This is a genomic window from Salinivibrio sp. AR640 (assembly GCF_001995405.1).
Taxonomy (GTDB): Bacteria; Pseudomonadota; Gammaproteobacteria; order Enterobacterales; family Vibrionaceae; genus Salinivibrio; species Salinivibrio costicola.
The window spans coordinates 53083-77287 of the sequence record NZ_MUFD01000004.1; the positions used below are offsets into that span (position 1 = coordinate 53083).

A 24205-nucleotide genomic window follows, 5' to 3' on the forward strand; every position below is an offset into this window, starting at 1 on the left:
ACGAGGGTTCGAGCACGTAACCGCTGCGTGAGGATAGCATTTTTAACTTAAAATTAAAATCTACCCGTTTTATGAAACATACGACCAAGGTCTTAGTGACGCAGCCCTCTATTCCCTCGTTCTCACGATCCAATTAACCGTGATTGTCGCGTTCTGTTTGATTCTATACGGTTTTTTATCACGATACAGTTAGCCAAAAAAGATAACGCGATATCGATCAGGCGATGCGCCCTCCATCCCTTTTTATCGGTTTGTGTTGAAAGCGCGAGCTAAGTGTCATTTTCATCAATAATTATGGGCAAGGGCTTCAATTTTATCATTTCATCGCCGATACATTAGGAACGGTAAATGTAATTCTGCTAACTTAGACGTTGGTGCCATACACATCGTCACTTTTTTGTCACGCTAACTTGTCAACTTATCGATGATTACAAAATAGCGCGTGATAGACCACATAGAGAGAAAGGCATGAAGCTAAAACAACTCACGATTAAGCAAAAGCTCGTGTTGGCATTTGTCTCAGCCGTGATCGCATCGACAGCGATCGTCAGCTATATGAGCTTAAGCCAAGCGCGCGATATTATGGAAAAGCGCCTGTTAGAGAATGAGCTTCCGACCACCCTCACTCAGTTTAGAGATACCATTGATAGTGAAGTTAACCAGCTGCAATCTGCTGCGCGTCAGCTCGCGTCAAATCCGGTGACACTCGATATTCTCAACCAAGGGATCACCCCGAGCGAAGAAGCCCGCGTGGTCAAGCAGCTTAACGTGTTACGTGACCAATACGATCTCAATGATGCCTCTATCGCTAACCGAGAGACCGGCCAGTATTGGAACCAAGATGGTTTTTTACGCGTCCTAACGCGTGAAAAAGACAGTTGGTTTTATAACTTTCTCGACAGTGGCAATGCCACCATGGCACAGGTGTTCCAAGAGGATAATGGCGAGCTCAAGCTGTTCGTCAACTTTCAACAGCTTAACGGCAAAGGCTTGGCTGGGTTTTCGCGTTCACTCGAAGACATGACCCGCTTTTTGAATCAATTCAAAATCGAACAGTCGGGTTTTGTTTTCTTAGTCAATGCCGATGGCATAGTCCAATTGCACCGTGACACCGATCTCATGGGCGAAAAAACATTGAGTGATGTGTATGGAGCACAGGCACGGAGCTTGCTCCAAAAAGGTGACTTTAACCTCCTCGATACACACATTAATGGCAAGGAAGTCCTGCTCGCCTCAAGTTATGTTCCCTCCATGGACTGGTATGTCATCGCAGATGTTCCAGCAGAAGAAGTCTTTGCACCACTCAATCAAACCCGCAATCAGATCCTAATGGTGTCTGTGGTCGTTGGGTTAGTGTTTATTGTGGTGGCCGTTTGGCTTGCGACGACCATTACCAAACCGATTCAATACGTGGCGAATGTGTTCCGTGAGATCGGCGAAGGTGAAGGCGATTTACGCCAACGTGTCGACATCGATAGCCAAGACGAAATTGGCCAACTCGCCTCTGGTTTCAATAGTTTTGTGGAGAAAATCCATCGTCTAGTCTCAGACGTTGCCAGTACCGGTGGTGAGCTTCGTCATGCTGCAGAGCAAGTCTCGTCACAAGCTAGCGCCACGCAATCTCAGAGTGAGTATCAGCGTGATCGCACCGTACAAGTGGTGACGGCGATTAATGAAATGGGCGCGACGGTGAATGAAATTGCCGGCAATGCCGCTAATGCCGCCAGTGCCGCTAACCAAGCGTCCGATGATGCAGCCAATGGCCAAGGTGTGGTCACCCAAGCGCGAGACACCATCGCCAGCCTTGCCGACGATATGGAGAATATGTCGAAAGTGATCAGTGCGCTGGCTGAAAACACCGACGCAATTGGCGGCATTTTGGATGTAATTCGTGGTATTTCAGAGCAAACCAACCTGCTCGCCTTGAACGCCGCCATTGAAGCGGCACGTGCGGGCGAACAAGGGCGAGGCTTTGCGGTCGTTGCCGACGAGGTGCGTAACCTGGCTAGCCGTACCTCCGATTCAACCGATGAAATCCAGACTATGATCAACCGCCTGCAGCAAGAGGCCCATAATGCTGTCAACGCAATGGAGCAAAGCCGTACCATGACAGCCGAAGGGGTCAACGCATCGGATGAGGCGTCGCTGTCACTGAACGCGATTAATGAGCAGATTATCCAAATCTCAGACATGAATACACAAGTAGCGACCGCGACAGAAGAGCAATCAACGGTGGTCAATGACATCAATCAGAATATTGAAGAGATTAATCACAGCTCGCAACAGACCGCGGATACCGCCAATACCATGGCTGAAGCCAGCGAGTCACTGCGTGATCTGTCTAAACGTCTCGATACCTTGGTGGGCAGCTTTAAGCTTTAAGCGTTAACGCTTGACCATCATACTGACTAAGCGGGCCGAGGCCCGCTTTTTTCTTCTCAATCGATATATCACCGATATAAAAAAGCCCCGCAATGCAGGGCTTAAGAAGAAACATATAAACGCGCAGTTTATTTCTTTTTCTTCGCTTTTGGATTCGGCATATCCGTGATTGAGCCTTCAAACACTTCAGCGGCCAAGCCAACAGACTCATGGAGTGTTGGGTGAGCGTGAACAGTCAACGCGATGTCTTCGGCATCACAGCCCATTTCAATCGCAAGACCGATTTCGCCCAACAGCTCACCACCGTTGGTACCGACAACGGCACCCCCGATGACACGGTGCGTATCTTTATCGAAGATAAGCTTGGTCATACCGTCAGCGCAGTCAGACGCAATCGCACGACCAGAAGCCGCCCATGGGAAGGTAGAGGCTTCGTAGTTGATGCCCTCTTCCTTACATTCTTTCTCGGTTTTACCGACCCATGCTACTTCTGGCTCAGTATAAGCAATCGATGGGATCACTTTCGGATCAAAGTAATGTTTCTTACCAGAAATGACTTCCGCAGCCACATGGCCTTCATGCACACCTTTATGCGCAAGCATTGGCTGACCAACAATATCGCCGATCGCATAGATGTGTGGCACGTTAGTGCGCATTTGCTTATCAACATTGATGAAGCCGCGATCGTCAACTTCAACCCCGGCTTGGCCGGCGTCAAGCAGTTTGCCATTCGGGCTACGGCCAATCGCAACCAATACAGCATCATAACGTACTGGCTCTGCTGGCGCTTTTTTGCCTTCCATCGTCACGTAAATACCATCTTCTTTGGCTTCTACTGCGGTGACTTTGGTTTCCAGCATCAGGTTCATTTTCTTGCTGATACGCTTGGTAAAGACTTTAATCACGTCTTTATCGGCCGCCGGGATCACCTGATCACACATTTCGACCACATCGACCTGTGAGCCCAATGCGTGATAGACAGTACCCATTTCTAGACCAATGATACCACCGCCCATCAGCAGCATTTTCTCTGGTACGTCTTTGAGCTCGAGCGCGTCAGTAGAGTCCCAGATACGTGGATCATCATGCGGGATAAATGGCAGCTCGATAGGACGAGAGCCGGCCGCGATGATCGCGTTGTCAAAATTAATGGTGGTGCTTTCTTCACCCTCGACCAACAGGGTGTTGGCGCCAGTGAAACGGCCGGTACCGTTAACCACGGTCACTTTACGCTGCTTGGCCATGCCACCTAAGCCACCGGTCAACTGACCGATCACCTTGTCTTTCCAAGAGCGAATTTTATCGATATCGGTTTGTGGCTCGCCGAAAACCACGCCATGATCGGCCATCGCTTTGGCTTCTTCGATCACTTTGGCAACGTGTAGTAGGGCTTTAGAAGGAATACAGCCAACGTTTAGACACACACCCCCTAGGGTGTTGTAACGTTCAACCAGCACTGTTTCCAAACCTAGGTCGGCACAGCGGAAAGCGGCGGAGTATCCAGCAGGACCAGCGCCAAGAACGACGACTTGCGCTTTGATTTCTTTACTCATTCTGACCTCGTTGTAGTCTTATTCCCTGACAGGCTAAGAGCGGTAGTTTTTATTGTTGTGGGTGTTTGGTGCCACAGTTTACAGCCATGTTAATGGGCTGAAAAATAAAAACCCATAGCCTGTGAGCTGCACAACAATTCCCAACCGACCCTTCACGGACCGGTTGGGTTGTCGATGTTGCGATTACAGTACCAAACGGCGGATATCGGACATTAGACCGTTGAGGTAGCTGATAAAGCGCGCACCCTCAGCACCGTCAATCACACGGTGGTCATAAGACAGAGACAGTGGCAGCATCAGGCGAGGTTCAAAGTCCTTACCGTTCCATACTGGCTTCATTTCTGACTTAGAGACACCCAAGATTGAGACTTCTGGTGCATTAACGATTGGCGTAAACGCGGTACCGCCCAAACCACCGAGGCTTGAGATGGTAAAGCAACCGCCCTGCATATCAGAAGCAGTGAGCTTGCCCGCACGCGCTTTCTTCGAGACTGCCATCAGCTCTTCAGATAACTCGTAGATGCCTTTTTTGTTCACGTCCTTAAAGACAGGCACAACCAGACCATTTGGCGTATCAACCGCAATGCCGATGTTGACATATTTTTTCATGATCAGGCTTTCACCGTCTTCCGACAGTGATGCGTTGAATGAAGGGAAAGCTTCCAGCGCTTTAGCAGCGGCTTTCATGATGAACACCAATGGGGTGATCTTCATGCCAGACTCTTTCTTCTTCTCAATCGCGTTTTGCTCTTTACGGAACGCTTCCACTTCAGTGATATCAGCGTTATCCCACTGCGTCACGTGCGGGATCATCACCCAGTTACGTGCCAGGTTCGCACCCGAGATCTTCTTAATGCGTGACAGTGGTTTGACTTCAGTTTCACCGAATTTGCTGAAGTCCACTTTAGGCCAAGGGAGCAAGCCAAGTGCACTGCCGTCGCCTGAGCCAGATGCTGCACCCGATTCAAGGCGTTTTAGCGCGTCTTTGACAAAGCTCTGAACGTCTTCTTTCAGTACACGTCCTTTACGACCGCTACCTTTTACCTTCGCAAGGTTCACGCCAAATTCGCGGGCAAGACGACGAACAACAGGCGACGCATGCGCGTATTCTTTGTTCTCTACAAACTCGTCTTTGCCGGCGTCAGCTTTAGCCGCTGGGGCGTCGGCCTTAGCCGCAGGTGCGGGTGCCGCCTTTTCAGCAGCAGGTGCCGCTGCAGGTGCAGGCGCTGCTGGTGCGCTACCAGCAACCTCGAACACCATGATGTGCGAGCCGGTGGACACTTTATCGCCCGCCGCAATTTTGATCTCTTTGACCGTACCCGCAAACGGTGCCGGTACTTCCATTGACGCTTTGTCGCCTTCAACGGTGATCAGTGACTGCTCTTCTTCAATGGTATCGCCAACGGCAACCATAATGTCAGTCACTTCAACTTCATCGCCACCGATATCAGGGACGTGAACGTCTTTGGCTTGTGCTGCTGCCGGCGCCGCTGGTGCCTCGGCTGCTGCTGGGGCGTCTGCAGCTGGAGCACTGCCACCCACTTCGAACATCATGATCAGTGAGCCAGTTGACACCTTGTCACCCGCCGCGATCTTGATTTCTTTAACGGTACCCGCAAACGGTGCAGGCACTTCCATTGAGGCTTTATCGCCTTCAACAGTGATCAGTGACTGCTCTTCTTCAATGGTATCGCCAACCGCAACCATGATCTCAGTGACTTCAACTTCGTCACCACCGATATCAGGGACGTGCACTTCTTTGGTTTCTGATGCGGCCGCTGGTGCTGTAGCAGGGGCGGCTGGCGCCGCCTCTTGAGCTGGGGCGCTTTGCGCTGGCGCATCGGCTTCGAAGATCATAATCAAAGAGCCAGTGGTGACTTTATCACCCTCGGCAATTTTGATTTCCTTGACCACACCCGCTTGTGACGCAGGGACTTCCATGGATGCTTTATCACCTTCAACGGTGATTAACGACTGTTCTTCTTCTACCTTGTCGCCAACGCTAACAAGGATCTCAGTCACTTCTACTTCATCCGCACCGATGTCAGGTACATTAATCTCGATTGACATTGTTTCAGCCTCTTACGCGAACAGCGGGTTTACTTTGTTGGTATCGATGTCGAATTTCTTAATCGCTTCTGACACGACTTTCTTATCAACATCACCACGCTTAGCCAGCTCGTTCAGTGCCGCAACCACCACATAGCCTGCGTTCACTTCAAAGTGACGACGTAGGTTTTCGCGGCTGTCAGAACGACCAAAGCCGTCTGTACCCAGCACTTTATAAGACTCAGCTGGGATAAACGCACGAACTTGGTCAGCGTAGTTTTTCATGTAATCAGTCGCAGCAATCGCAGGCTCAGATCCCATGACTGTTTGGATATAAGGCACTTTGCTTTCTGCATCTGGGTTCAGCATGTTGAAACGATCCACATCCTGACCGTCACGTGCCAGTTCGTTGAACGAGGTCACGCTGTAAACGTCAGACGCCACGCCGAATTCATCGCTGAGCAGTTTCGCTGCCTTGCGCACTTCGGTCATGATAGTGCCCGAGCCCATTAACTGAACTTTGGCTTTGTCGCCCGTGTAGGTTTCTAGTTTATAGATACCTTTACGGATACCGTCTTCCGCGCCCTCAGGCATGGCTGGCTGATGATAGTTTTCGTTCATCAGCGTCAGGTAGTAGTAGATGTTTTCTTGGTCAGGACCGTACATACGACGGATACCGTCTTGCATGATCACCGCCACTTCGTACGCGAAGGTTGGGTCGTAAGACACACAGTTAGGTACAGTGCTTGCCAGAATATGGCTGTGACCGTCTTCGTGTTGCAGACCTTCACCGTTCAGGGTGGTACGACCTGCGGTGGCACCCAATAGGAAACCACGTGCTTGTTGGTCACCCGCCATCCACGCCATGTCGCCAACACGTTGGAAGCCGAACATGGAGTAGTAGATGTAGAATGGAATCATTGGCAGATCATTGGTGCTGTAAGAGGTCGCCGCCGCTACCCACGATGACATCGCGCCTAGCTCGTTGATCCCTTCTTGCAGTACTTGGCCGCCTTGGTCTTCTTTGTAGTAAGACACCACGCCACGATCTTCTGGGGTATAGGTTTGTCCTTGCGGGTTATAGATACCCACCTGACGGAACAGACCTTCCATACCAAAAGTACGGGCTTCGTCAGCAATGATTGGCACTATGTTCTTGCCAATGCTCTTGTCTTTCAGCAATACGTTCAATGAGCGTACAAACGCCATGGTGGTAGAGATATCACGCTTCTGCTCAGACAGCAGAGCAGAGAAATCATCCAGTTTTGGCAGCGTCAGTTCTTCAGTGAACTTAGGTAAGCGCTGCGGAGTGTAACCGTGCAGGGCTTTACGGCGCGCGTGCAGGTATTCGTGTTCCGCAGATCCTTCTTCCAGTTTTAGGTAAGTCAGGTTTTGCACATCATCGTCAGACAACAAGTCTTGTAGGCCAAGACGATCACGCATAGCGTGAACATGGGTCATGTCCATTTTCTTCACTTGGTGCGCGATGTTTTTACCTTCAGCCGCTTCACCCATGCCGTAACCTTTAACGGTTTTCGCCAGGATCACGGTTGGACGGTCGTTGCACTCTTGTGCCGCTTTGAACGCAGCAAACAGTTTTGATGGCTCATGACCACCGCGCTTGAGCGCAAAGATTTCTTCGTCGGTCATATCGGCAACCAGGGCTGCAGTTTCAGGATATTTACCGAAGAAGTGTTCACGCACGTAGGCGCCGTCTTTTGATTTGAAGGTTTGGTAATCGCCGTCGATGGTTTCGTTCATCAACTGCAGCAGTTTACCGGAGGTGTCTTTGGCCAGCAGTTTATCCCAGCCAGAGCCCCAAACCACTTTGATCACGTTCCAGCCAGCGCCTTTAAATAGGCCTTCGAGCTCTTGAACGATTTTACCGTTACCCATTACAGGACCATCAAGGCGCTGCAGGTTACAGTTGATCAAAAAGCACAGGTTATCCAGTTTTTCACGGGCGGCAAACGATAGCGCACCACGTGATTCTGGCTCATCCATCTCACCGTCGCCTAAGAACGCGTAAACACGCTGCTCTGAGGTGTCTTTCAAGCCACGACCGTTCAGATACTTAAGGAAACGCGCTTGGTAGATAGACGCAATAGGACCCAGACCCATAGATACGGTTGGGAACTGCCAGAACTCAGGCATCAGTTTCGGGTGCGGGTAAGAGGAAATACCGTTACCGTCAACTTCTTGGCGGAAGTTGTCGAGCTGCTCAGCAGTGAGACGACCTTCCACAAACGCACGCGCGTAGATGCCTGGAGAGATATGACCTTGATAATAAACCAGATCGCCACCATCTTTCTCGTTTGGCGCACGGAAGAAGTGGTTAAAGCAAGTTTCATAGAACGCAGCCGATGACTGGAATGAAGCCATGTGGCCACCCAGCTCTAAATCTTTCTTGGACGCGCGCAACACGATCATGATTGCGTTCCAACGAATGATAGAACGGATACGACGCTCCAAGTTCACATCACCTGGATAAGCAGGTTCTTGATCTGCAGGGATGGTATTTACATAGTTGGTGGTCACGCCAGTTGGCATGTCAACACCGTCTAAACGTGCTTGCCCTAAGACTTGCTCCAGAAGGAACTGGGCACGTTCTACACCTTCTTCACGAACGACTGACTCAAGAGCTTGCAACCACTCTTGGGTCTCAAGTGCGTCCACGTCATTTTTCATGACTTCAGACATGGCGATCTATCCTTTCGTTGATTGACTCGTACAAAACAAACGTTGTCGCAGCTGCAGTGGCCCCTCGCCTTTATTTTGGCGGCGAATAGGGATTACTCCAGCTCGTCCTTGCGTTGTTGAATTCGACGTAGAGACCGTTCTCGACGGCTTTCTTCTCGGCCAAGATCCAACAGAGTTTCCTCAATGTAAGCTAAGTGTGCATGCGACGCCTGTCTCGCTTTTTCTGGCTCGCCAGCGGTGATTGCATCCACGATCTCAGCTCGGTGTCGGCTGACATTTTCCACCGTCTCTTGACGGCGATAAAGTAGCTCAAAGTTTTGATAAATATTCTGTTCCAGTAACGGTGCGAGGCTACGCATGATATGCAGTAGCACCACATTGTGCGCCGCTTCCGTTACGGCAACGAGATATTGCATGACGGCGGAAGCTTCTGCCTTTAAGTCCCCATCTTTCTGCGCTTGTCGAATCGCATCATGGCAATCTTCAATCCGAGAAAAATCCTCTTCCGTGCCCCGTAAAGCGGCGAAATAAGAAGAAATACCTTCGAGCGCATGCCGTGATTCCAACAAATCAAGCTGGGTTTCCGGATGGTCCGCCAATAACTCTAGCAGGGGTTCAGAAAATCGCTGCCACAGTCGTTGACTGACAAAGGTGCCGCCACCTTGTTTGCGAGTGAGCAGCTTTTTTACTTCAAGTCGCTGAATCGCCTCACGGACTGATGGACGAGACACATCAAACTGGACCGCTAACTCTCGCTCAGGCGGTAGCTTCTGGCCTGGAGACAAGGTTCCTTCCAGAATTAAACCTTCGAGCTCTTTCTCGATAACATCTGAGAGTTTGGGTTGACGAATTCGCTGATATGCCATTGTATTTATTGACCATCTGCCCCCCAAAGCTTGGCGCTTAGCTGCAGAAACTGACTGATTGTAAATTGGTAAGACCAATTACTTTATTATTCTCTAAAGTTACCAGACAGCGGATATTCTGTCCACCTGAACTTTGATTGACATCATGGAAACCCCTGTATTCGTCACCTGACAGTTGTTTTTTCACGGCGCTCTAAAATTGGTCAGACCAAAAAGAATGACGGCTTTGTCAGGCAGTATAGAGCAGTAGGTGTAATCTTTCCCAGTCAAACACATGGCCAGGATCGGTCTTCCGTCCGGGCGCAATATGTTGATGTCCTGTGATCCGATCACGAGTGATGGCTGGATAGTACTGCATCAGCGTCTGCGTGATCGCCGCTAACGATTGATACTGCTGGTCGGTGTATGGAAGTGTGTCCGTGCCCTCAAGCTCAATACCGATAGAAAAATCGTTACATTGCTGCCGACCGTCAAAACACGAGATGCCAGCATGCCATGCGCGTTCGTTGAATGGTACAAACTGGATCACACTTCCATCTCGTCGGATCAGTAGGTGAGCGGACACGCGAAGATCACGGATCTGGGCAAAATAAGGGTGCGCGTCAGCGTCGAGGTTGCCCTGAAAAAATTGCTCAATATAGGGACCGTCGAACTGGCCGGGGGGCAGGCTGATATTGTGAACCACCAGCAAGGAAATATCCTCGCTATCCGGGCGTGAGTTATAATGGGGAGAAGGACAGGCGCGCGCGCCCGCTAGCCAATGATCGTCGATGCGGGAAAAAGACATGCAAGCTACTCGTGTCGCAAAATTCGTTACTGTATCCGCTCGGCAGGCAGATTGGAATATAAGCAGTGCCGCTCGTTAGCATGTGTTTTCGCGTAATACATGGCCGCATCGGCTTGATTCATCATTTGTTGCAACTCCAATCCGTCGGTAGGAAAGCAACTGACGCCAATACTACTCACCAGTGATAACTCTGCTTTCTCGGTTAATATAGGTGCATGGACATCATCTTGAATACGGCGAATAACTTCATTCAATGCATCTTTATCTGTCAAAAGATCCAACCACACGATAAATTCGTCACCGCCTAAACGCCCGACTAAATCAGAACGACGGACGGCGTGCTTTAGACGTTGGCTCACAACTCTGAGCAACTCATCCCCGACCCCGTGGCCGTAGGTGTCATTGACTTGTTTAAAGTTATTCAAGTCGATAAACAGTAACGCAGCATTCGTTTGTGCTCGGTTGGCCCGCATCAAAGCCACATCGACATGCGATTCAAACGCACGTCGGTTAAATAAACCTGTTAATTCATCATGCTCCGCTAAAAATTTGAGCTGGTGTTGTTGCTCGCGAAGCTGTTGTGTTTGCCGTGCGACTTCTTCACTCAGTTGGTTTTTATCCACCATGGTATGGCTAAGCGCATGCTTCATTTCATTGACATGATCCGCCAGTTCGGTCAGTTCATCTTTATCGGTCATGATTAATTCAGTGGTTAGATCACCTTTTTTAATCTGAGTAACCGTGCTGTGTAATGTTTTTAAGCGTTGTCTTAAACGTCGTCGTAAACGGGTCGCAAAAATCGTTACTAATAAGGCCAACAGCACCAAAATACCACCATGGACAACAAGCAACATTTTCTGCTGTTTAGATGCATCATGCATCGCTTGCTGACGCACAGAAAATGCCGCCTCGCTCATGGCTTGTAGTAAAATATTAAATCGTGAAAAAAGCATCAGCCGCCCTTCATCAACGCTCTGCTCCCGACCAAATTGGCCTGTTGTGGTATCCAGCAAACGGTCAATACTGTCCGCCGCTTGCGTCATAGACTGCACTGACTGGGGAGGAATCGCATGCTGGTCACTGGATAGCTGAGCCCGCAACGCATTGGTTGATTGATATACATCTTGGCGGGTTTGCGCACTGGGGTATTGACGATATAGCCACAAACGACCGCGTAAACTGTCGATTTGAGAATGCACCGCAACAATTCTATCTAAGCGTACTTGCGTCTGACTTTGTTTCTGAAAAAGCTCTACCGTGATCAATAGTGTTACCAGCGTCAATGCCGCACATGCGTAAACAACGATGTTTAACTGCTGACCGATTTTCATTCTAATAGACTCACTTTTTGAGTTGCTTCAACCAAGGGGCCAGGGTTAAGTAAATGACGATACGATGGTGTTGGTCCCGTAACCAATCCCGCGCGTTGCGCCCACCGAGCTTGGTTTTTTAAACGCAACAGTAAAGAGTCGTTTAACGACAGGCGAAATAAATAGTCCTGCCAAAGCCAGCCGAGCTTGTCGTCGGACATGTCAAGATACGCAGCGACCTGGGCTTTCGCTTGCTCAGGCCGTTGATGAATAACATCTACCGCTTCATCCAAGGCTCGAATGACGCGACGCATATCTTGGTGCTGCTTTTTCGCAACTAAACGATCACTTACCAATAAAAAAGATAAGCTATGTAAACCTTTACTATCGAGTGCTTGTACTGACTCATGGGCTCGTTTTACTAGTTGATAGCCGTAAGGTTCCCAAATAGCAATCGCATCAACTTCATTGTCGAGCAGTGCCGACGGCAACGCCTCAGGCGAGTAATAAACCTTCTCTATTGTCTCAGTTGGCATATCATACAGCTGGAGCAATGAGTCGAAGAAGTACTCACTCGCGCTTGACGCGACCACTCCAACACGTGCGCTCCGAAGCGCATCAGGGAGCGAGTGACCAATTGCACGATGGATAGACCACAGTTTCACATCATTGTCTGACTCAACAAAGCTAGTCAGAATGTTAAAATCCTCTCTTTCAAAGCTATTAAACATCGCCACTGTTTCTGACGTAGTAGCTAAGTCCGCCTCTCCCGCAACCAGTGCTTGAAAACTTTTCACTCCGCCATGAACCGGTTTTAGCGTCATGTCGATGCCATGTTTTTTAAATAAACCTTGTTCTTTGGCAACGATGATAGGCGCTGACAACGGCGTTAATGAAACCGCAATCGTCAATGGTGACAATGAGGTAGACGCGGGTAAACGTAGGTGCTGCCAGACACTAAAGCCTGCCAGTGCAGCGAATATCATCGTCATCAGTGCCAATCCGCGTTTCATGACGCTACCTCTTTACTAGAACTGATCAAAGTGTAGACAAATGAGCAGGCAATGCATGGGTAATTTTCTAGTCAGGGTGTCGATAATAAAATGGACGCCTACGCGGAAACCGGAGAGAAAAGCTGCATTTCCCCCCAACCAGCGTTATCATTTCGCCACGTTTTTTCATCACCGCGGTAAGCCATAATGACATCGACTCCTTTTCATGCTGTTCATGACAGCAAAAGCCGTCTTGCCTATCTCACCTCTCATCTAAAAACGGATGTGCCCCGTGCCGTCAGCGACGCATTGCGTGAAGATTTAGGGGGCGATCTTGACGCGCGTAAAGATATTACCGCCAGTCTGATTCCGGCCGATTCGGTGTCGACCGCAGTACTGATTACGCGTGAAGATGGCGTATTTTGTGGCCAAGATTATGCTAACGAAGTATTCAAACAACTGGGTGGCGAGGTCTCCTTAACCTGGCACGTGACCGATGGCGATGCGATCACTGCCAATCAAGCCTTGTGCACCTTAAAAGGACCGTCACGCGTGTTATTAACGGGTGAGCGCAATGCGATGAACTTTATCCAGACCTTGTCAGGCTGCGCCAGTAAAACGGCAACCTATGCGGCACAGTTACAAGGGACGGAGACCAAGCTATTGGATACCCGCAAAACCGTGCCAGGCCTGCGTAGTGCACTCAAATATGCAGTCGCTTGTGGTGGCGGACACAATCACCGTATTGGTGTGTTCGATGCGTATCTCATTAAAGAAAACCACATTCTTGCCTGCGGTGGGATTGCCAATGCGGTGCAAGAGGCTCGTCGTCTGAATCCAGATAAACCGGTGGAAGTAGAGACAGAAAATCTGGATGAGCTAAAACAAGCCATTGAGGCCGGCGCCGACATTGTGATGTTAGATAATTTTAGCGTGCCGATGATGCGCGAAGCGGTTGCACTCAACCAAGGCCGTGTGGCGCTTGAAGTCTCGGGCAATGTCACCTTGGATACTCTGTCTGAATACGCGTCCACAGGCGTAGATTATATTTCCGTGGGCGCGCTTACCAAGCACGTGACCGCGCTCGATTTATCCATGCGTTTTCAATAACACGTACTTTCAATAACACGTACGCTCACCCAGAGTCGACCAGGCCGCCCACGATGGGCGGCCTTTTTATCGCGCTTTCGTGACAAAAAATTTGTGGTGAGTCGAACACTACAACAGAAAAAACAAAATCTTACATCCAGCTTTTACCCTTCACTCTCAAACTCATGTTGCCCCTCTTTTTTGTGCCACGCTCACAAGCGTAAAGTCGCTGCACTCGCGGCCACCGCGTTGGCGGCCGACCATCATTGAGAGGAGAGACATAAGATGCAAAAGCAACAAGGGTTTAGTTTGATTGAGTTACTGATCGTCGTCGGCATTATCGCAGCACTGTCTGCCATCGCCATTCCGCAATACCAAAAGTATCAAGATAAAGCCAAAGTTACTGCCGCAATTGCCACGCTGACTAATATGCGCTCCGTGGTAGAAGCAGAAATTATGGAAGAGGGCGTGTTCCCAGAAAATAATAAAAAAGAAGACCTTGGTATTCCTGATACAGTAACACTCAACCCTACTAAAGATTCTGTTAAAGGAAACATGACACTAGCCGTAGAGGGGTTACCGGGAGGTGGGGATGTAAAACTCTCACGCTCAGCTAAAGGCGAGTGGGAATGCACGCAACCGTCAACAAATATTGAAGTCGATGGTTGCAGCAGTAAGTCGGGTACCAAAAAGCCAACACCTTAAGCGAATATAAAAACAGGGACTCACGATGATCCCAACTGCTCAGTTGTATCAAGCCGGTTTATTGACCGATGCCCAGCGCCATGCGTTGGGCATTGGCGATGGCACACCGCTTAGCGTCTCCCGTTTACTCGATGCTGGGGTTGACCCCACCGCGCTCGCCCACACCCTCGCCACGCTGCACCATCTTCCGTTCGCAGAGAGCCATCAGTATCCGTTTAAAGCTACCTGCTATGCCCTCGACCGGCGCGATTTGATTCAGCGCCATCAAGTGCTGCCGCTTGCTCAGCAAGGCCAAGAGCTACTGCTTGGCGTCAGTGACCCAGATAACACAGAGGCGGTGGCTGATTTTCGCTTTTCAACCGGACTCAATGTTCGTTTGGTGGTGTTAAGCCAGCCGGATTTAGACGCAGCGCTGCGCCATTTATACGGCGCAGATATTGAGGGCACCGGCGATGGCATCACCATCAGTGATCAGGATTTAGCGGCCCTGACCGTCACCGATAGTCCGCAAGAAGATAGCGCGGAACTGCAAAGCGATCAGGCACCCATTAGCCGCTATATCCAGCAAATATTAGTTGATGCGGTACGAAAAAAAGCGTCCGACGTGCATTTTGAACCGTTTGAGGATCACTTCCAAATACGGTTTCGCCAAGACGGTTTACTGCAAACCTATGCCCATCCGCCCGCGGGCGTCTCGCGGCGGTTATCCACGCGACTCAAGATCTTAGCCCAACTCAATATTGCCGAACGACGCTTACCGCAAGATGGGCGAATCAAATTGACCCTTACTGCCGAGCATACGGTCGATATGCGGGTATCGACCTTACCGACGGTCTGGGGCGAGAAAGTGGTGGTTCGCTTATTGAATAATGGTCAGCAGCAACTGACGCTGCATGATTTAGGCTTAACCGAGTGGCAGCGCCAGCACTATCAAGCAGCGCTCGATCAACCACAAGGAATGATTTTATTCACCGGGCCAACCGGGAGCGGTAAAACTGTCTCATTATACAGCGGTTTGCACTATCTCAATCAGCCGCAGCGAAACATTGCCACCGTTGAAGATCCGGTCGAGATCCAGCTTAATGGGATCAACCAAGTTAATGTCAATACGCGGATCGGACTCGATTTTGCGACCGCCCTCCGCGCCTTTTTACGCCAAGATCCCGACGTAGTCATGGTGGGAGAAGTACGCGATACCGACACCGCAGAGATCAGTATTAAAGCCGCACAAACTGGCCATTTGGTGCTCTCAACCTTACATACCAACTCTGCCGCAGAGAGCATCACGCGTTTAGCACATATGGGGATCGCGCCATACAACCTCGCCAGCTCATTGACCTTGGTGGTGGCGCAAAGGCTGGTGCGCCGGCTCTGTCCCGTCTGTAAGCAGCCTCACCCGCGTGATGACCCAAGCTTGACCCAGCTGATGCGCCTTTATCCGCGCTGCGACCCCACTCAAATCTATCAAGCCAATCCTCGCGGCTGTTACCGCTGTGACCAAGGTTATCAAGGTCGAACTGGCATTTATGAGGTGCTGCCTATCGACGACACCATTACTGACGCGATTTATCGCCATGCCAGTGCTAGCGAGCTCACCCAACTCGCTTGCCAACAAGGCATGTGGCGGCTGGCAGAGTCCGGCATTGCCAAACTCAATCAAGGGATCACCAGTGTGCAAGAACTCAGTCGCGTGATCCAACTGGCATAAGGAATGATCATGGCCAAGCAAACGTTATTCGTCTTTCATTGGCGTCAAGCCGTGCCGTTTGGGCGACACCAGAAAGGCCAAGTATTTGCGTATTCTGAGCACGATGCCCGCCAGCAACTCGCCGGCCAAGCTATCTTGCCAACACGCTTAATACGTCGACGCCTTTCTAGCTGGCAACAACGCCAGCACAAAGCCAAAGCGGCCGATATTACCCAGTTTTCACGCGAACTCACTACCTTGTTAGAGTCTGGCATCCCGATTGTTCAGGCACTCAACCTGATAGAAGAGAATCAAGTCAAAGCAGAAATGCGCTTAGTGGTTCGCTACCTTCGTCAACAACTAGAAGCTGGCACCAGCTTAAGCACGGCCTTGGCGCAAGCCAGCCCCCTATTTGATCGCTTTTACTGTGATCTGGTCGCCACCGGCGAACAAACCGGTCAACTTCCTTTGGTATTTGCTCGCCTTGCGCTATATCGGGAAAAACAAGCCTTGCTGCGCAGTAAGGTGATGAAAGCCATGATTTATCCCACCATCGTCGTCAGTGTTGCGCTCGGTGTTAGCACTTACTTACTTTTGTTCGTGATCCCAAAATTTAAGCAGATTTTTGACTCTTTTGGTGCGCCCCTACCTTGGCTCACACGGCAAGTGCTGGCATTGTCTGATTGGATGACCACCCATGCGCCGACCATTGCCGCTATCTTGATTGTCCTGATGTTATCGCATAAATGGCTACAACGGCATCACCCGCGCTATCGGTACCACTATCACCGCTGGCTACTTAAACTGCCTATCATCGGTGAGGTGCTGAGCAAAGCCTGTATCGCGAAGTTTTCCCGCACACTGGCCACAACCTTTAGCGCTGGGATCCCACTGATCTCCGGACTTAAATCGGCAACCAATATTCTCACCAACGACTATTATGCACACGGACTCATTCGAGTATCTGCACACACAGCTACCGGGATCCCGCTCTATCAAGCGTTACGTGAAAGTGGTCGTTTTCCCAATATGATGACGCAAATGATCATGATTGGTGAAGAGTCTGGCGCGTTAGACACCATGCTTAATCGGGTGGCAGTGATTTACGAGGAAGAGGTTGATAACACCGTCGATAATCTGGGTAAGATCATTGAGCCACTGCTGATTTTAGTACTCGGATTACTCATTGGTGGCTTAGTGGTTGCCATGTACCTTCCTATTTTTAATCTGATGTCCGTTCTCGGCTAAGCCAAGATAGAGTCTCGATACGTAACGCGCTATGATTCGCGCACAACAAGCAACAAGTAATAAGCAGGTGTCATGTTGGTGTTCTCCTCCCCGTTTTTTATCGTGATAGCCGGCCTGCTGGGTCTGGTTTTTGGCAGTTTTTTAAACGTGGTGATCGCCCGTTTGCCGACAATGATGGAACGCCAGTGGCGCCAAGAATGCCGGCTTAGCTTTCCTGACGCCAATATCGATGCGCCAGACGACACGCGCTTTGATTTAAGCTTACCCGCTTCGCATTGCCCACATTGCCACACAGCGATTGCTTGGTACGACAATATCCCGCTGATTAGCTGGCTCGCATTAAAAGGCCACTGCCGGCATTGTCAAACCCGGATCAGTAAGCGGTATCCGTTAATTGAGCTGATGAGTGCCCTCGTCTGCATACTGCCCGCTTGGCTGATCACCTCACCTGGGTGGGCCATCGCAGTGATGGGCGCAAGTCTGACATTACTTGCGCTGACGATGATCGACTGGGACACCATGCTGCTCCCCGATCAAATCACGTTGCCGCTTCTTTGGGCCGGGATCGCACTCGCACTCATCGGCGTCAGCCCAGTATCATTGGCAGACAGCGTAACAGGCGCCATGATTGGCTACCTCAGCCTTTGGAGCTTATTTTGGACATTCAAACTGATCACTGGCAAAGAAGGCATGGGCTACGGTGATTTTAAGCTTTTTGCTGCCTTGGGCGCTTGGGTGGGCTGGCAAGCGTTACCCCTGTTAATTTTAATGGCCTCCATGAGCGGGGCCGTTGTCGGCGCGCTATGGCTTCGTTCTCAGCGGCAAGGTATGCAACATGCGTTTGCCTTTGGCCCTTTCATTGCCACGGCTGGCTGGCTAAGTCTGCTTTGGGGCGATAGCCTGTTACACTGGTATCTGTCACACATTTTAGGAGTCATCTAATGGCATGGGTAGTCGGATTAACCGGCGGGATTGGTAGCGGTAAAACCACAGTAGCGGACCGGTTTGCCGCAAAAGGGATCGATATTGTCGATGCTGACGTGATTGCACGTGAGGTAGTAAAACCTGGCAGCCAAGGGCTGGATGCGATTGTGGCGCGCTTTGGTGCGTTGGCATTAAATCATGATGGTAGCCTGGCGCGGGCGTGGCTTCGTGAGCGTGTATTTAGCCAACCAGACGACAAGCAATGGCTTGACGATTTACTCCACCCGTTGATTCGTACCCGCATGATTCAAGCTTGCGCCGACGCGCAATCTCAGTATTGTTTGCTTGTCGTGCCCTTATTAGTAGAAAATAACCTGATGACATTAGCCAATCGCATCCTTGTGGTGGATGTTGACCCGGCCACCCAGATAACCCGAACCTTGGCGCGCGATCAGGTCAGCCAACAACAAGTTCAGGCAATCTTGGCCGCGCAAGCCAGTCGTCAACAACGCCTCGACGTGGCTGATGACGTGATCGACAATACCCACACGGAGGCGGAACTTGATCGACAAGTTGATGCCTTACACCACACGTATTTAACCTTGGCAACCCAGGCAAACGCCGGTGTATAGCCGGACAGGATAGCTCAACGCTTATGACCAGCCTCACTGTGTATGAACACCCACTCAATGAACAGGTGCGTATTTATTTGCGCCTGGAGTACCTGCTCGACCAACTGGACGAAGTGAGCGGCCTTTCAGCACCCTGCCACCATATTCAATTTTTCCGCAGTTTATTCGATTTATTGGAAATTTTAGAGCAGGTGCAAGTAAAAGCAGACTTAGCCAAGGATTTGGATAAACTGAAGAAAAAGCTCAACGCATGGGCAAACGTACCGCAAGTGGATCAAACCCAGCTGAATCAGCTACTCGATCAGGTGGCCGCGCACCAACGTTCGGTGCTCCAAGCCAAACGCTTTGGTCAGCCACTGCGGGAAGATCGCTTCTTAACCAGCATCAAGCAACGCTTCTCGATTCCCGGAGGCAGTTGCAGTTTTGATTTGCCCGTTTTCCATTATTGGTTGCATCAGCCGCTCGCGGCCCGGCAAAATGCGATTCAAACTTGGATGGCTACCCTATCGCCGCTGCGTGATGCACTCGCTTTTTGGCTGCAACTAACACGCGAAAGCGCACACGGTGGCACCGCAACAGTAAAACAAGGGTTTTATCAACAAGAAGCCGATGGCGCTTGTTTAATTCGGCTAAAACTGGCACCGGATCTGGGCGTGTATCCTTTGGTATCAGGCCATAAAAATCGCTTCGCCATCCGATTTATGCCATTTGACGATGATCATGAGGTCGCCGACAATATGCCTGTTCATATCAGTGTCTGTTAAGGAGAAGTACGTGAGTAATACCCCCACTGTGGTGAAATGCCCGACCTGTCAACAGCCTGTGGTTTGGGGAGAGGTGAGTCCACACCGTCCATTTTGTAGTAAACGCTGTCAACTGATCGATTTAGGCGAGTGGGCCAGTGAAGAAAAAGCCATCCCCGGTGCACCTGATATCTCGGATGATGACTTGTGGTCAGAAGAGCAGCCCGACTGAGCAGGCTGCATTCACTTCACTGAGCAGGCTGCGCTCACTTCGCGTAGCAAACTGTATTAACACAATAGCAAGCGTCCTTCGCCCCGCTCGCGTGTTAGTGCTAGTGCTAGTGCTAGTGCTAGTGCAACCGAGTCAAAATCGGGCGTGAATTTTCTCAAGTACGGCGTCATTCGCGTCTGGAAACGTATAGTTATCCAGCTCAGCGATAGGCGCCCAAACCCCCTCTTGGCCTTCACAACCAGCCGGCTCACCATCAAAACGACACACTAAGAAAAAATCTAAGCTCAAGGCTTTGTCTGGAAAATCAAAGTCTAACGAAATAAACGGACTGACCTCGGTGGCATCAATACCCACTTCTTCTTTGAGTTCACGGAGCAGAGCGCGTTTAGGCGTTTCACTGCCTTCAATTTTCCCGCCCGGAAACTCCCACTTTCCTCCTTGGTGGGCCTGATCGTGACGACGTGTAATAAACACCTGATCTTGTGCCGAATTGACAATAATGCCCGCGGCAATACTTACCCGTTTCATGCACTCTCCTAATAATAAAAAAAGGCCGCGAAAACGGCCTTTTTGCTAACACAGGGTCAGGGGCTAGATTCTACCGTGACACTGTTTAAATTTCTTCCCTGATCCGCAAGGACAAGGCTCGTTTCGGCCAACTTTTCGCCCATCACGTACCACGGTTTCGTTGCCGCTGTCGTCACGTTCAGCGCTTTCACCATCATCAAACTGGTTTTCAGCCTGCGCATGATTAACCTGTTGCTGACGCGCCGCTTTCTCAGCACGTGCTTGACGTTCAGCTTCCATGCGCTCAACGTCGTCAGGCTGCTGAACACGAACACGACTCAAAGCGGTCACGACATCGGTTTTTAATGCATCTAACATGCCTTCAAACAGCTCAAACGACTCGCGCTTATACTCTTGTTTCGGGTTTTTCTGGGCATAGCCACGCAAATGAATGCCTTGACGCAGATGATCCATCGCCGCCAAGTGCTCTTTCCAAAGGGTGTCGAGCGTTTGTAGCATGACCGCCTTTTCAAAGTTACGCAGCGTTTCCGCGCCAACGGCTTCTTCTTTACCTTTGTACACCTCAATTAAGGCAGTCAGAATACGTTCACGCAGCAACTCTTCGTAGAGCTTGTCATCTTCATCCAACCATTGTTGAATCGGCAGCTCGATATCAAAATCGGCTTTTAAGCGCTTCTCAAGCCCAGCAATATCCCACATTTCTTCTAACGACTGTGGCGGGATATATTGGTTAACAATGGTATTAACCACGTCTTCGCGGTTGTGCTCAATCATCTCACTGATGTCATTTGAGACGAGCAATGCATCACGCAATTCATAAACCACTTTACGCTGATCGTTGGCGACGTCATCGAACTCAAGCAGCTGCTTACGAATATCAAAGTTACGGCCTTCAACTTTGCGCTGCGCATTCTCAATGGCTTTGTTAACCCAGGGGTGTTCAATCGCTTCCCCTTCAGCCATCCCGAGGCGCTTCATCATATTGGACACCTTCTCTGATGCAAAAATGCGCATCAGTGAGTCGTCCATGGATAGATAAAAACGGGTTGAGCCCGGATCACCTTGACGTCCGGCACGACCACGTAATTGGTTATCAATACGACGCGATTCGTGACGTTCGGTACCAATGATGTGTAAGCCGCCGGCTTCGACCACTTGGTCGTGCAGCTGTTGCCATTTTTCTTTCGCCGCTTCCACTTGGGCATCGGTGGGGTTTTCGACATCACCGAGAACCTGTTTCCAGCTTCCGCCCAGAACAATATCCGTACCACGGCCCGCCATGTTGGTCGCAATGGTGACTGCGCCTGGATAACCGGCTTGCTCCACAATATCCGCTTCGTGCGCGTGGAACTTCGCATTCAGTACCTGGTGCTTAATGCCATCTTTGTTAAGAGCATCAGACAACAGCTCAGACTTTTCAATCGATACCGTGCCCACCAATACAGGCTGACCGGCTTTTGCACGTGCTTTGATGTCTTCAGCAATCGCGACAAACTTTTCTTTCTCGGTCATATAAACCTGATCCGCATGGTCTTTTCGCACCATCGGACGGTTGGTGGGGATCACAACGGTATCGAGTCCATAAATCGACTGGAACTCGAACGCTTCGGTATCAGCGGTCCCGGTCATGCCTGAAAGCTTATCGTAGAGACGGAAAAAGTTCTGGAAGGTAATCGAGGCCAGTGTTTGGTTCTCGTTTTGGATTTTCACCCCTTCCTTGGCTTCTACGGCTTGGTGTAAGCCTTCAGACCAGCGACGACCTGGCATAGTACGGCCAGTGTGCTCATCAACAATGATGATCTCGTCGTCTTTAATGATGTAATCAACATCACGCTCAAACAAAACATGTGCACGCAGGGCGGCATTAATGTGATGGATAAGGCTAATGTTGGCGGGCGAATAAAGGGTATCATCCTCTCCCATCAAGCCGTTTTTCTTCAGCAAGTCTTCAACAAACTCTTGACCGTTTTCGGTCATGTAAACCTGCTTCGCCTTTTCATCGACCGTGAAATGGCCATCACCTTGATAATCTTCGGTGTCTTCTTCTGCTTGCTGCTTTAAGCTCGGAATCAAGGCATTAATGCGCTGATACATTTCGGAGCTATCTTCTGCCGGCCCCGAGATAATTAATGGCGTTCGCGCTTCATCAATTAAGATGGAATCGACCTCATCGACGATAGAGAAGTAGCGATCACGCTGAACGCGGTCTTCGGCGCGAAACGCCATATTGTCACGCAAATAATCAAAACCGAATTCGTTATTGGTGCCGTACAGCACATCGCACGCATAGGCGGCTTTTTTCGCTTCCGGCGGCATATTCGGTACATTGACGCCAACCGTCATCCCTAGAAACTCAAACAAAGGACGGTTGGTTTCAGCATCACGCTCGGCCAAGTAATCATTGACGGTGATAATGTGAACCGACTTGCCGGTTAACGCGTTCAGGTAGGAAGGCAGGGTCGCCGTGAGCGTTTTACCCTCACCGGTACGCATCTCGGCAATTTTGCCGTTATGCAGCACAATCCCACCAATCATCTGCACATCAAAATGGCGCAGACCGAAGACACGCTTCGAGGCTTCTCGTACTGTTGCAAAGGCTTCTGGAATAAGATCATCCAGTTCAGCGCCTTGATCTAGGCGCTCGCGGAACTCAACGGTTTTCGCTTTTAGCGCATCGTCGTTCAACGCTTCAAATTGGGGTTCGAGTTTGTTGATTTCATCAACAACTTTTCGCAGCCGACGCAAGGTGCGGTCATTTCGGCTTCCGATAACTTTAGTCAGGACTTTCGATAACATGGCGTTGCCGGTACTCTTTTTAATGGTCTTCCCACATGGGCGGCCGCTACACTGCCACTCTGTTGGCGTGTTTCAGTTCAACGCGGGTTGGCTTAAGCTCATCGATTCAACATGAGATAACAAGGCTTATCTCTTTTAAGTGGAGCCAAATCGGACAGAATTCAAGGGCGATCACGCCGCTTCACAACAATTTCCACGTAACTGATAATGTGATAGACGGAATGGAAAAAGGCTCTCCCTTATCGCCGTACCCATGCGACACTTACCTGTGAATGATTCGCGCACTGTATATTGTACTCCCCCAGCAATCCCTAATTGATCAAATGGGTTAGCTTACATGCTGGGGTCACGCATGTATGATAAGGTAAAATAGTCTCACATCCTATGACAAATCTAGGACTCAAGGGATCAATTAGCGAAAATTAGACGCTGTGCGCCCGTTCCCACACCGAATTGATGACAAAAAAGGCAGTTATTGTGCTATGAGAGACCATCGTCCTCGCTCAACGCTACACCTGCTAGAGAGCGACTCCAACAACATTGCCCAACGGGCGGTCGAGCTTGCCAAGCTAAACAAGCTGATCTTAGCATTGTTGCCCGGTGAAACCTCAAAGGCATGTCGCGTTGCCAATTATCGTGATGGCGTATTAGTGATTGAAGTAGGTAGCGCCGCTTGGGCCATGCGACTTAACTATGAACGTCAGCACCTGCTCTCGGTGTTACGCACCAAAGGCCTCGCGAGCTTGACGACCATTGAGGTGAATATTAATCCAGCATTAGCCGCCGCGGACAGAACAGACCACGAGAAGGCCCCTTCTCGTCATCTTAGCCAAGCCTCTGGCGAGTTGCTTCGCGCGTTAGGGGAAGGCGCTTCCCCAACATTAAAAGCACGATTTGAAGCATTAGCTAACCTGGCCCATGATCAAAAAAAGCCAGAGTAAACTCTGGCTTTTTTATCTTAATCGAGTATTTGGTTACGATG

Annotated in this window: 19 protein-coding genes; 10 read left to right on the top strand and 9 right to left on the bottom strand. The window is 50.1% G+C overall.

Annotation, left to right across the window (positions count from 1 at the left end; all coding sequences use genetic code 11):
• The first annotated feature begins 468 nt into the window (after window positions 1-468).
• A complete protein-coding gene (locus BZG75_RS03640) occupies window positions 469-2382 on the top strand; it encodes a methyl-accepting chemotaxis protein (protein WP_077576191.1) in 1914 nt (637 codons plus the stop codon).
• Window positions 2383-2510: 128 nt separating this feature from the next.
• Here BZG75_RS03640 and lpdA read toward each other — a convergent pair whose 3' ends face one another.
• The 7 genes from lpdA to BZG75_RS03675 all read right to left on the bottom strand — a co-directional run bounded on the left by lpdA (window position 2511) and on the right by BZG75_RS03675 (window position 12660).
• Window positions 2511-3935: a dihydrolipoyl dehydrogenase gene (gene lpdA / locus BZG75_RS03645; protein ID WP_077459847.1), complete on the bottom strand. Its 1425-nt coding sequence runs from the start codon at window positions 3933-3935 to the stop codon at window positions 2511-2513.
• Between the two features lie 183 nt (window positions 3936-4118).
• Window positions 4119-6005 (bottom strand): pyruvate dehydrogenase complex dihydrolipoyllysine-residue acetyltransferase, encoded by a 1887-nt coding sequence (gene aceF, locus BZG75_RS03650; protein ID WP_077576192.1) that lies wholly within the window; start codon window positions 6003-6005, stop codon window positions 4119-4121.
• Window positions 6006-6017: 12 nt separating this feature from the next.
• Window positions 6018-8684: a pyruvate dehydrogenase (acetyl-transferring), homodimeric type gene (gene aceE / locus BZG75_RS03655; protein WP_077459849.1), complete on the bottom strand. Its 2667-nt coding sequence runs from the start codon at window positions 8682-8684 to the stop codon at window positions 6018-6020.
• A 92-nt stretch (window positions 8685-8776) separates the two neighbouring features.
• Window positions 8777-9550 (bottom strand): pyruvate dehydrogenase complex transcriptional repressor PdhR, encoded by a 774-nt coding sequence (pdhR, locus tag BZG75_RS03660; protein ID WP_021022598.1) that lies wholly within the window; start codon window positions 9548-9550, stop codon window positions 8777-8779.
• A gap of 229 nt (window positions 9551-9779) precedes the next feature.
• Window positions 9780-10337 (bottom strand): 1,6-anhydro-N-acetylmuramyl-L-alanine amidase AmpD, encoded by a 558-nt coding sequence (ampD, locus tag BZG75_RS03665; RefSeq protein WP_021022599.1) that lies wholly within the window; start codon window positions 10335-10337, stop codon window positions 9780-9782.
• A gap of 26 nt (window positions 10338-10363) precedes the next feature.
• A complete protein-coding gene (locus BZG75_RS03670; RefSeq protein ID WP_077459850.1) occupies window positions 10364-11668 on the bottom strand; it encodes a diguanylate cyclase domain-containing protein in 1305 nt (434 codons plus the stop codon).
• On the bottom strand, window positions 11665-12660 hold the full coding sequence (locus tag BZG75_RS03675) for an ABC transporter substrate-binding protein (RefSeq protein WP_077576193.1): 996 nt from the start codon (window positions 12658-12660) through the stop codon (window positions 11665-11667). Before BZG75_RS03675 ends, BZG75_RS03670 begins: the two co-directional genes overlap by 4 nt.
• A gap of 186 nt (window positions 12661-12846) precedes the next feature.
• On the opposite strand from BZG75_RS03675, the gene nadC reads away from it, so the two are divergent.
• The 8 genes from nadC to yacG all read left to right on the top strand — a co-directional run bounded on the left by nadC (window position 12847) and on the right by yacG (window position 19899).
• The gene (gene nadC / locus BZG75_RS03680; RefSeq protein WP_077576195.1) at window positions 12847-13749 is read left to right on the top strand and encodes a carboxylating nicotinate-nucleotide diphosphorylase; all 903 of its coding nucleotides are present in this window, start codon (window positions 12847-12849) and stop codon (window positions 13747-13749) included.
• A 264-nt stretch (window positions 13750-14013) separates the two neighbouring features.
• Entirely contained in the window at window positions 14014-14433 is a 420-nt protein-coding gene (locus BZG75_RS03685; RefSeq protein ID WP_077576255.1) for a pilin, read from the top strand.
• A 25-nt stretch (window positions 14434-14458) separates the two neighbouring features.
• Window positions 14459-16141 carry a GspE/PulE family protein gene (locus BZG75_RS03690; protein ID WP_077576197.1) on the top strand — a complete coding sequence of 561 codons (1683 nt, stop codon included), beginning with the start codon at window positions 14459-14461 and terminating at the stop codon, window positions 16139-16141.
• Between the two features lie 3 nt (window positions 16142-16144).
• Complete coding sequence (locus BZG75_RS03695) at window positions 16145-17368, top strand: type II secretion system F family protein (RefSeq protein WP_077576198.1); 1224 nt, start codon at window positions 16145-16147, stop codon at window positions 17366-17368.
• Between the two features lie 72 nt (window positions 17369-17440).
• The gene (locus BZG75_RS03700) at window positions 17441-18310 is read left to right on the top strand and encodes a prepilin peptidase (RefSeq protein ID WP_077576200.1); all 870 of its coding nucleotides are present in this window, start codon (window positions 17441-17443) and stop codon (window positions 18308-18310) included.
• Window positions 18310-18924 carry a dephospho-CoA kinase gene (gene coaE / locus BZG75_RS03705; protein WP_077576201.1) on the top strand — a complete coding sequence of 205 codons (615 nt, stop codon included), beginning with the start codon at window positions 18310-18312 and terminating at the stop codon, window positions 18922-18924. The genes BZG75_RS03700 and coaE overlap by 1 nt, the downstream gene beginning before the upstream one ends.
• Before the next feature lie 23 nt (window positions 18925-18947).
• Window positions 18948-19688, top strand: a complete 741-nt coding sequence (gene zapD / locus BZG75_RS03710) for a cell division protein ZapD (protein WP_021022609.1) — start codon at window positions 18948-18950, stop codon at window positions 19686-19688.
• A gap of 10 nt (window positions 19689-19698) precedes the next feature.
• The gene (gene yacG / locus BZG75_RS03715; protein WP_021022610.1) at window positions 19699-19899 is read left to right on the top strand and encodes a DNA gyrase inhibitor YacG; all 201 of its coding nucleotides are present in this window, start codon (window positions 19699-19701) and stop codon (window positions 19897-19899) included.
• 132 nt (window positions 19900-20031) lie between these two features.
• On the opposite strand, the gene mutT is transcribed toward yacG, so the two are convergent.
• The gene (gene mutT, locus BZG75_RS03720) at window positions 20032-20427 is read right to left on the bottom strand and encodes an 8-oxo-dGTP diphosphatase MutT (RefSeq protein ID WP_021022611.1); all 396 of its coding nucleotides are present in this window, start codon (window positions 20425-20427) and stop codon (window positions 20032-20034) included.
• A gap of 63 nt (window positions 20428-20490) precedes the next feature.
• Window positions 20491-23223 (bottom strand): preprotein translocase subunit SecA, encoded by a 2733-nt coding sequence (secA, locus tag BZG75_RS03725; RefSeq protein WP_021022612.1) that lies wholly within the window; start codon window positions 23221-23223, stop codon window positions 20491-20493.
• A gap of 482 nt (window positions 23224-23705) precedes the next feature.
• Here secA and BZG75_RS03730 point away from each other — a divergent pair, with 482 nt between their 5' ends.
• Window positions 23706-24164 (top strand): DUF721 domain-containing protein, encoded by a 459-nt coding sequence (locus BZG75_RS03730; protein ID WP_021022613.1) that lies wholly within the window; start codon window positions 23706-23708, stop codon window positions 24162-24164.
• Window positions 24165-24205: the final 41 nt, after the last annotated feature.

Coding starts and splice junctions, on each gene's coding strand:
- BZG75_RS03640 (WP_077576191.1), top strand. CDS start 469: ATGAAGCTAAAACAACTCACGATTAAGCAAAAGCTCGTGTTGGCATTT.
- lpdA (WP_077459847.1), bottom strand. CDS start 3,935: ATGAGTAAAGAAATCAAAGCGCAAGTCGTCGTTCTTGGCGCTGGTCCT.
- aceF (WP_077576192.1), bottom strand. CDS start 6,005: ATGTCAATCGAGATTAATGTACCTGACATCGGTGCGGATGAAGTAGAA.
- aceE (WP_077459849.1), bottom strand. CDS start 8,684: ATGTCTGAAGTCATGAAAAATGACGTGGACGCACTTGAGACCCAAGAG.
- pdhR (WP_021022598.1), bottom strand. CDS start 9,550: ATGGCATATCAGCGAATTCGTCAACCCAAACTCTCAGATGTTATCGAG.
- ampD (WP_021022599.1), bottom strand. CDS start 10,337: ATGTCTTTTTCCCGCATCGACGATCATTGGCTAGCGGGCGCGCGCGCC.
- BZG75_RS03670 (WP_077459850.1), bottom strand. CDS start 11,668: ATGAAAATCGGTCAGCAGTTAAACATCGTTGTTTACGCATGTGCGGCA.
- BZG75_RS03675 (WP_077576193.1), bottom strand. CDS start 12,660: ATGAAACGCGGATTGGCACTGATGACGATGATATTCGCTGCACTGGCA.
- nadC (WP_077576195.1), top strand. CDS start 12,847: ATGACATCGACTCCTTTTCATGCTGTTCATGACAGCAAAAGCCGTCTT.
- BZG75_RS03685 (WP_077576255.1), top strand. CDS start 14,014: ATGCAAAAGCAACAAGGGTTTAGTTTGATTGAGTTACTGATCGTCGTC.
- BZG75_RS03690 (WP_077576197.1), top strand. CDS start 14,459: ATGATCCCAACTGCTCAGTTGTATCAAGCCGGTTTATTGACCGATGCC.
- BZG75_RS03695 (WP_077576198.1), top strand. CDS start 16,145: ATGATCATGGCCAAGCAAACGTTATTCGTCTTTCATTGGCGTCAAGCC.
- BZG75_RS03700 (WP_077576200.1), top strand. CDS start 17,441: ATGTTGGTGTTCTCCTCCCCGTTTTTTATCGTGATAGCCGGCCTGCTG.
- coaE (WP_077576201.1), top strand. CDS start 18,310: ATGGCATGGGTAGTCGGATTAACCGGCGGGATTGGTAGCGGTAAAACC.
- zapD (WP_021022609.1), top strand. CDS start 18,948: ATGACCAGCCTCACTGTGTATGAACACCCACTCAATGAACAGGTGCGT.
- mutT (WP_021022611.1), bottom strand. CDS start 20,427: ATGAAACGGGTAAGTATTGCCGCGGGCATTATTGTCAATTCGGCACAA.
- secA (WP_021022612.1), bottom strand. CDS start 23,223: ATGTTATCGAAAGTCCTGACTAAAGTTATCGGAAGCCGAAATGACCGC.
- BZG75_RS03730 (WP_021022613.1), top strand. CDS start 23,706: ATGAGAGACCATCGTCCTCGCTCAACGCTACACCTGCTAGAGAGCGAC.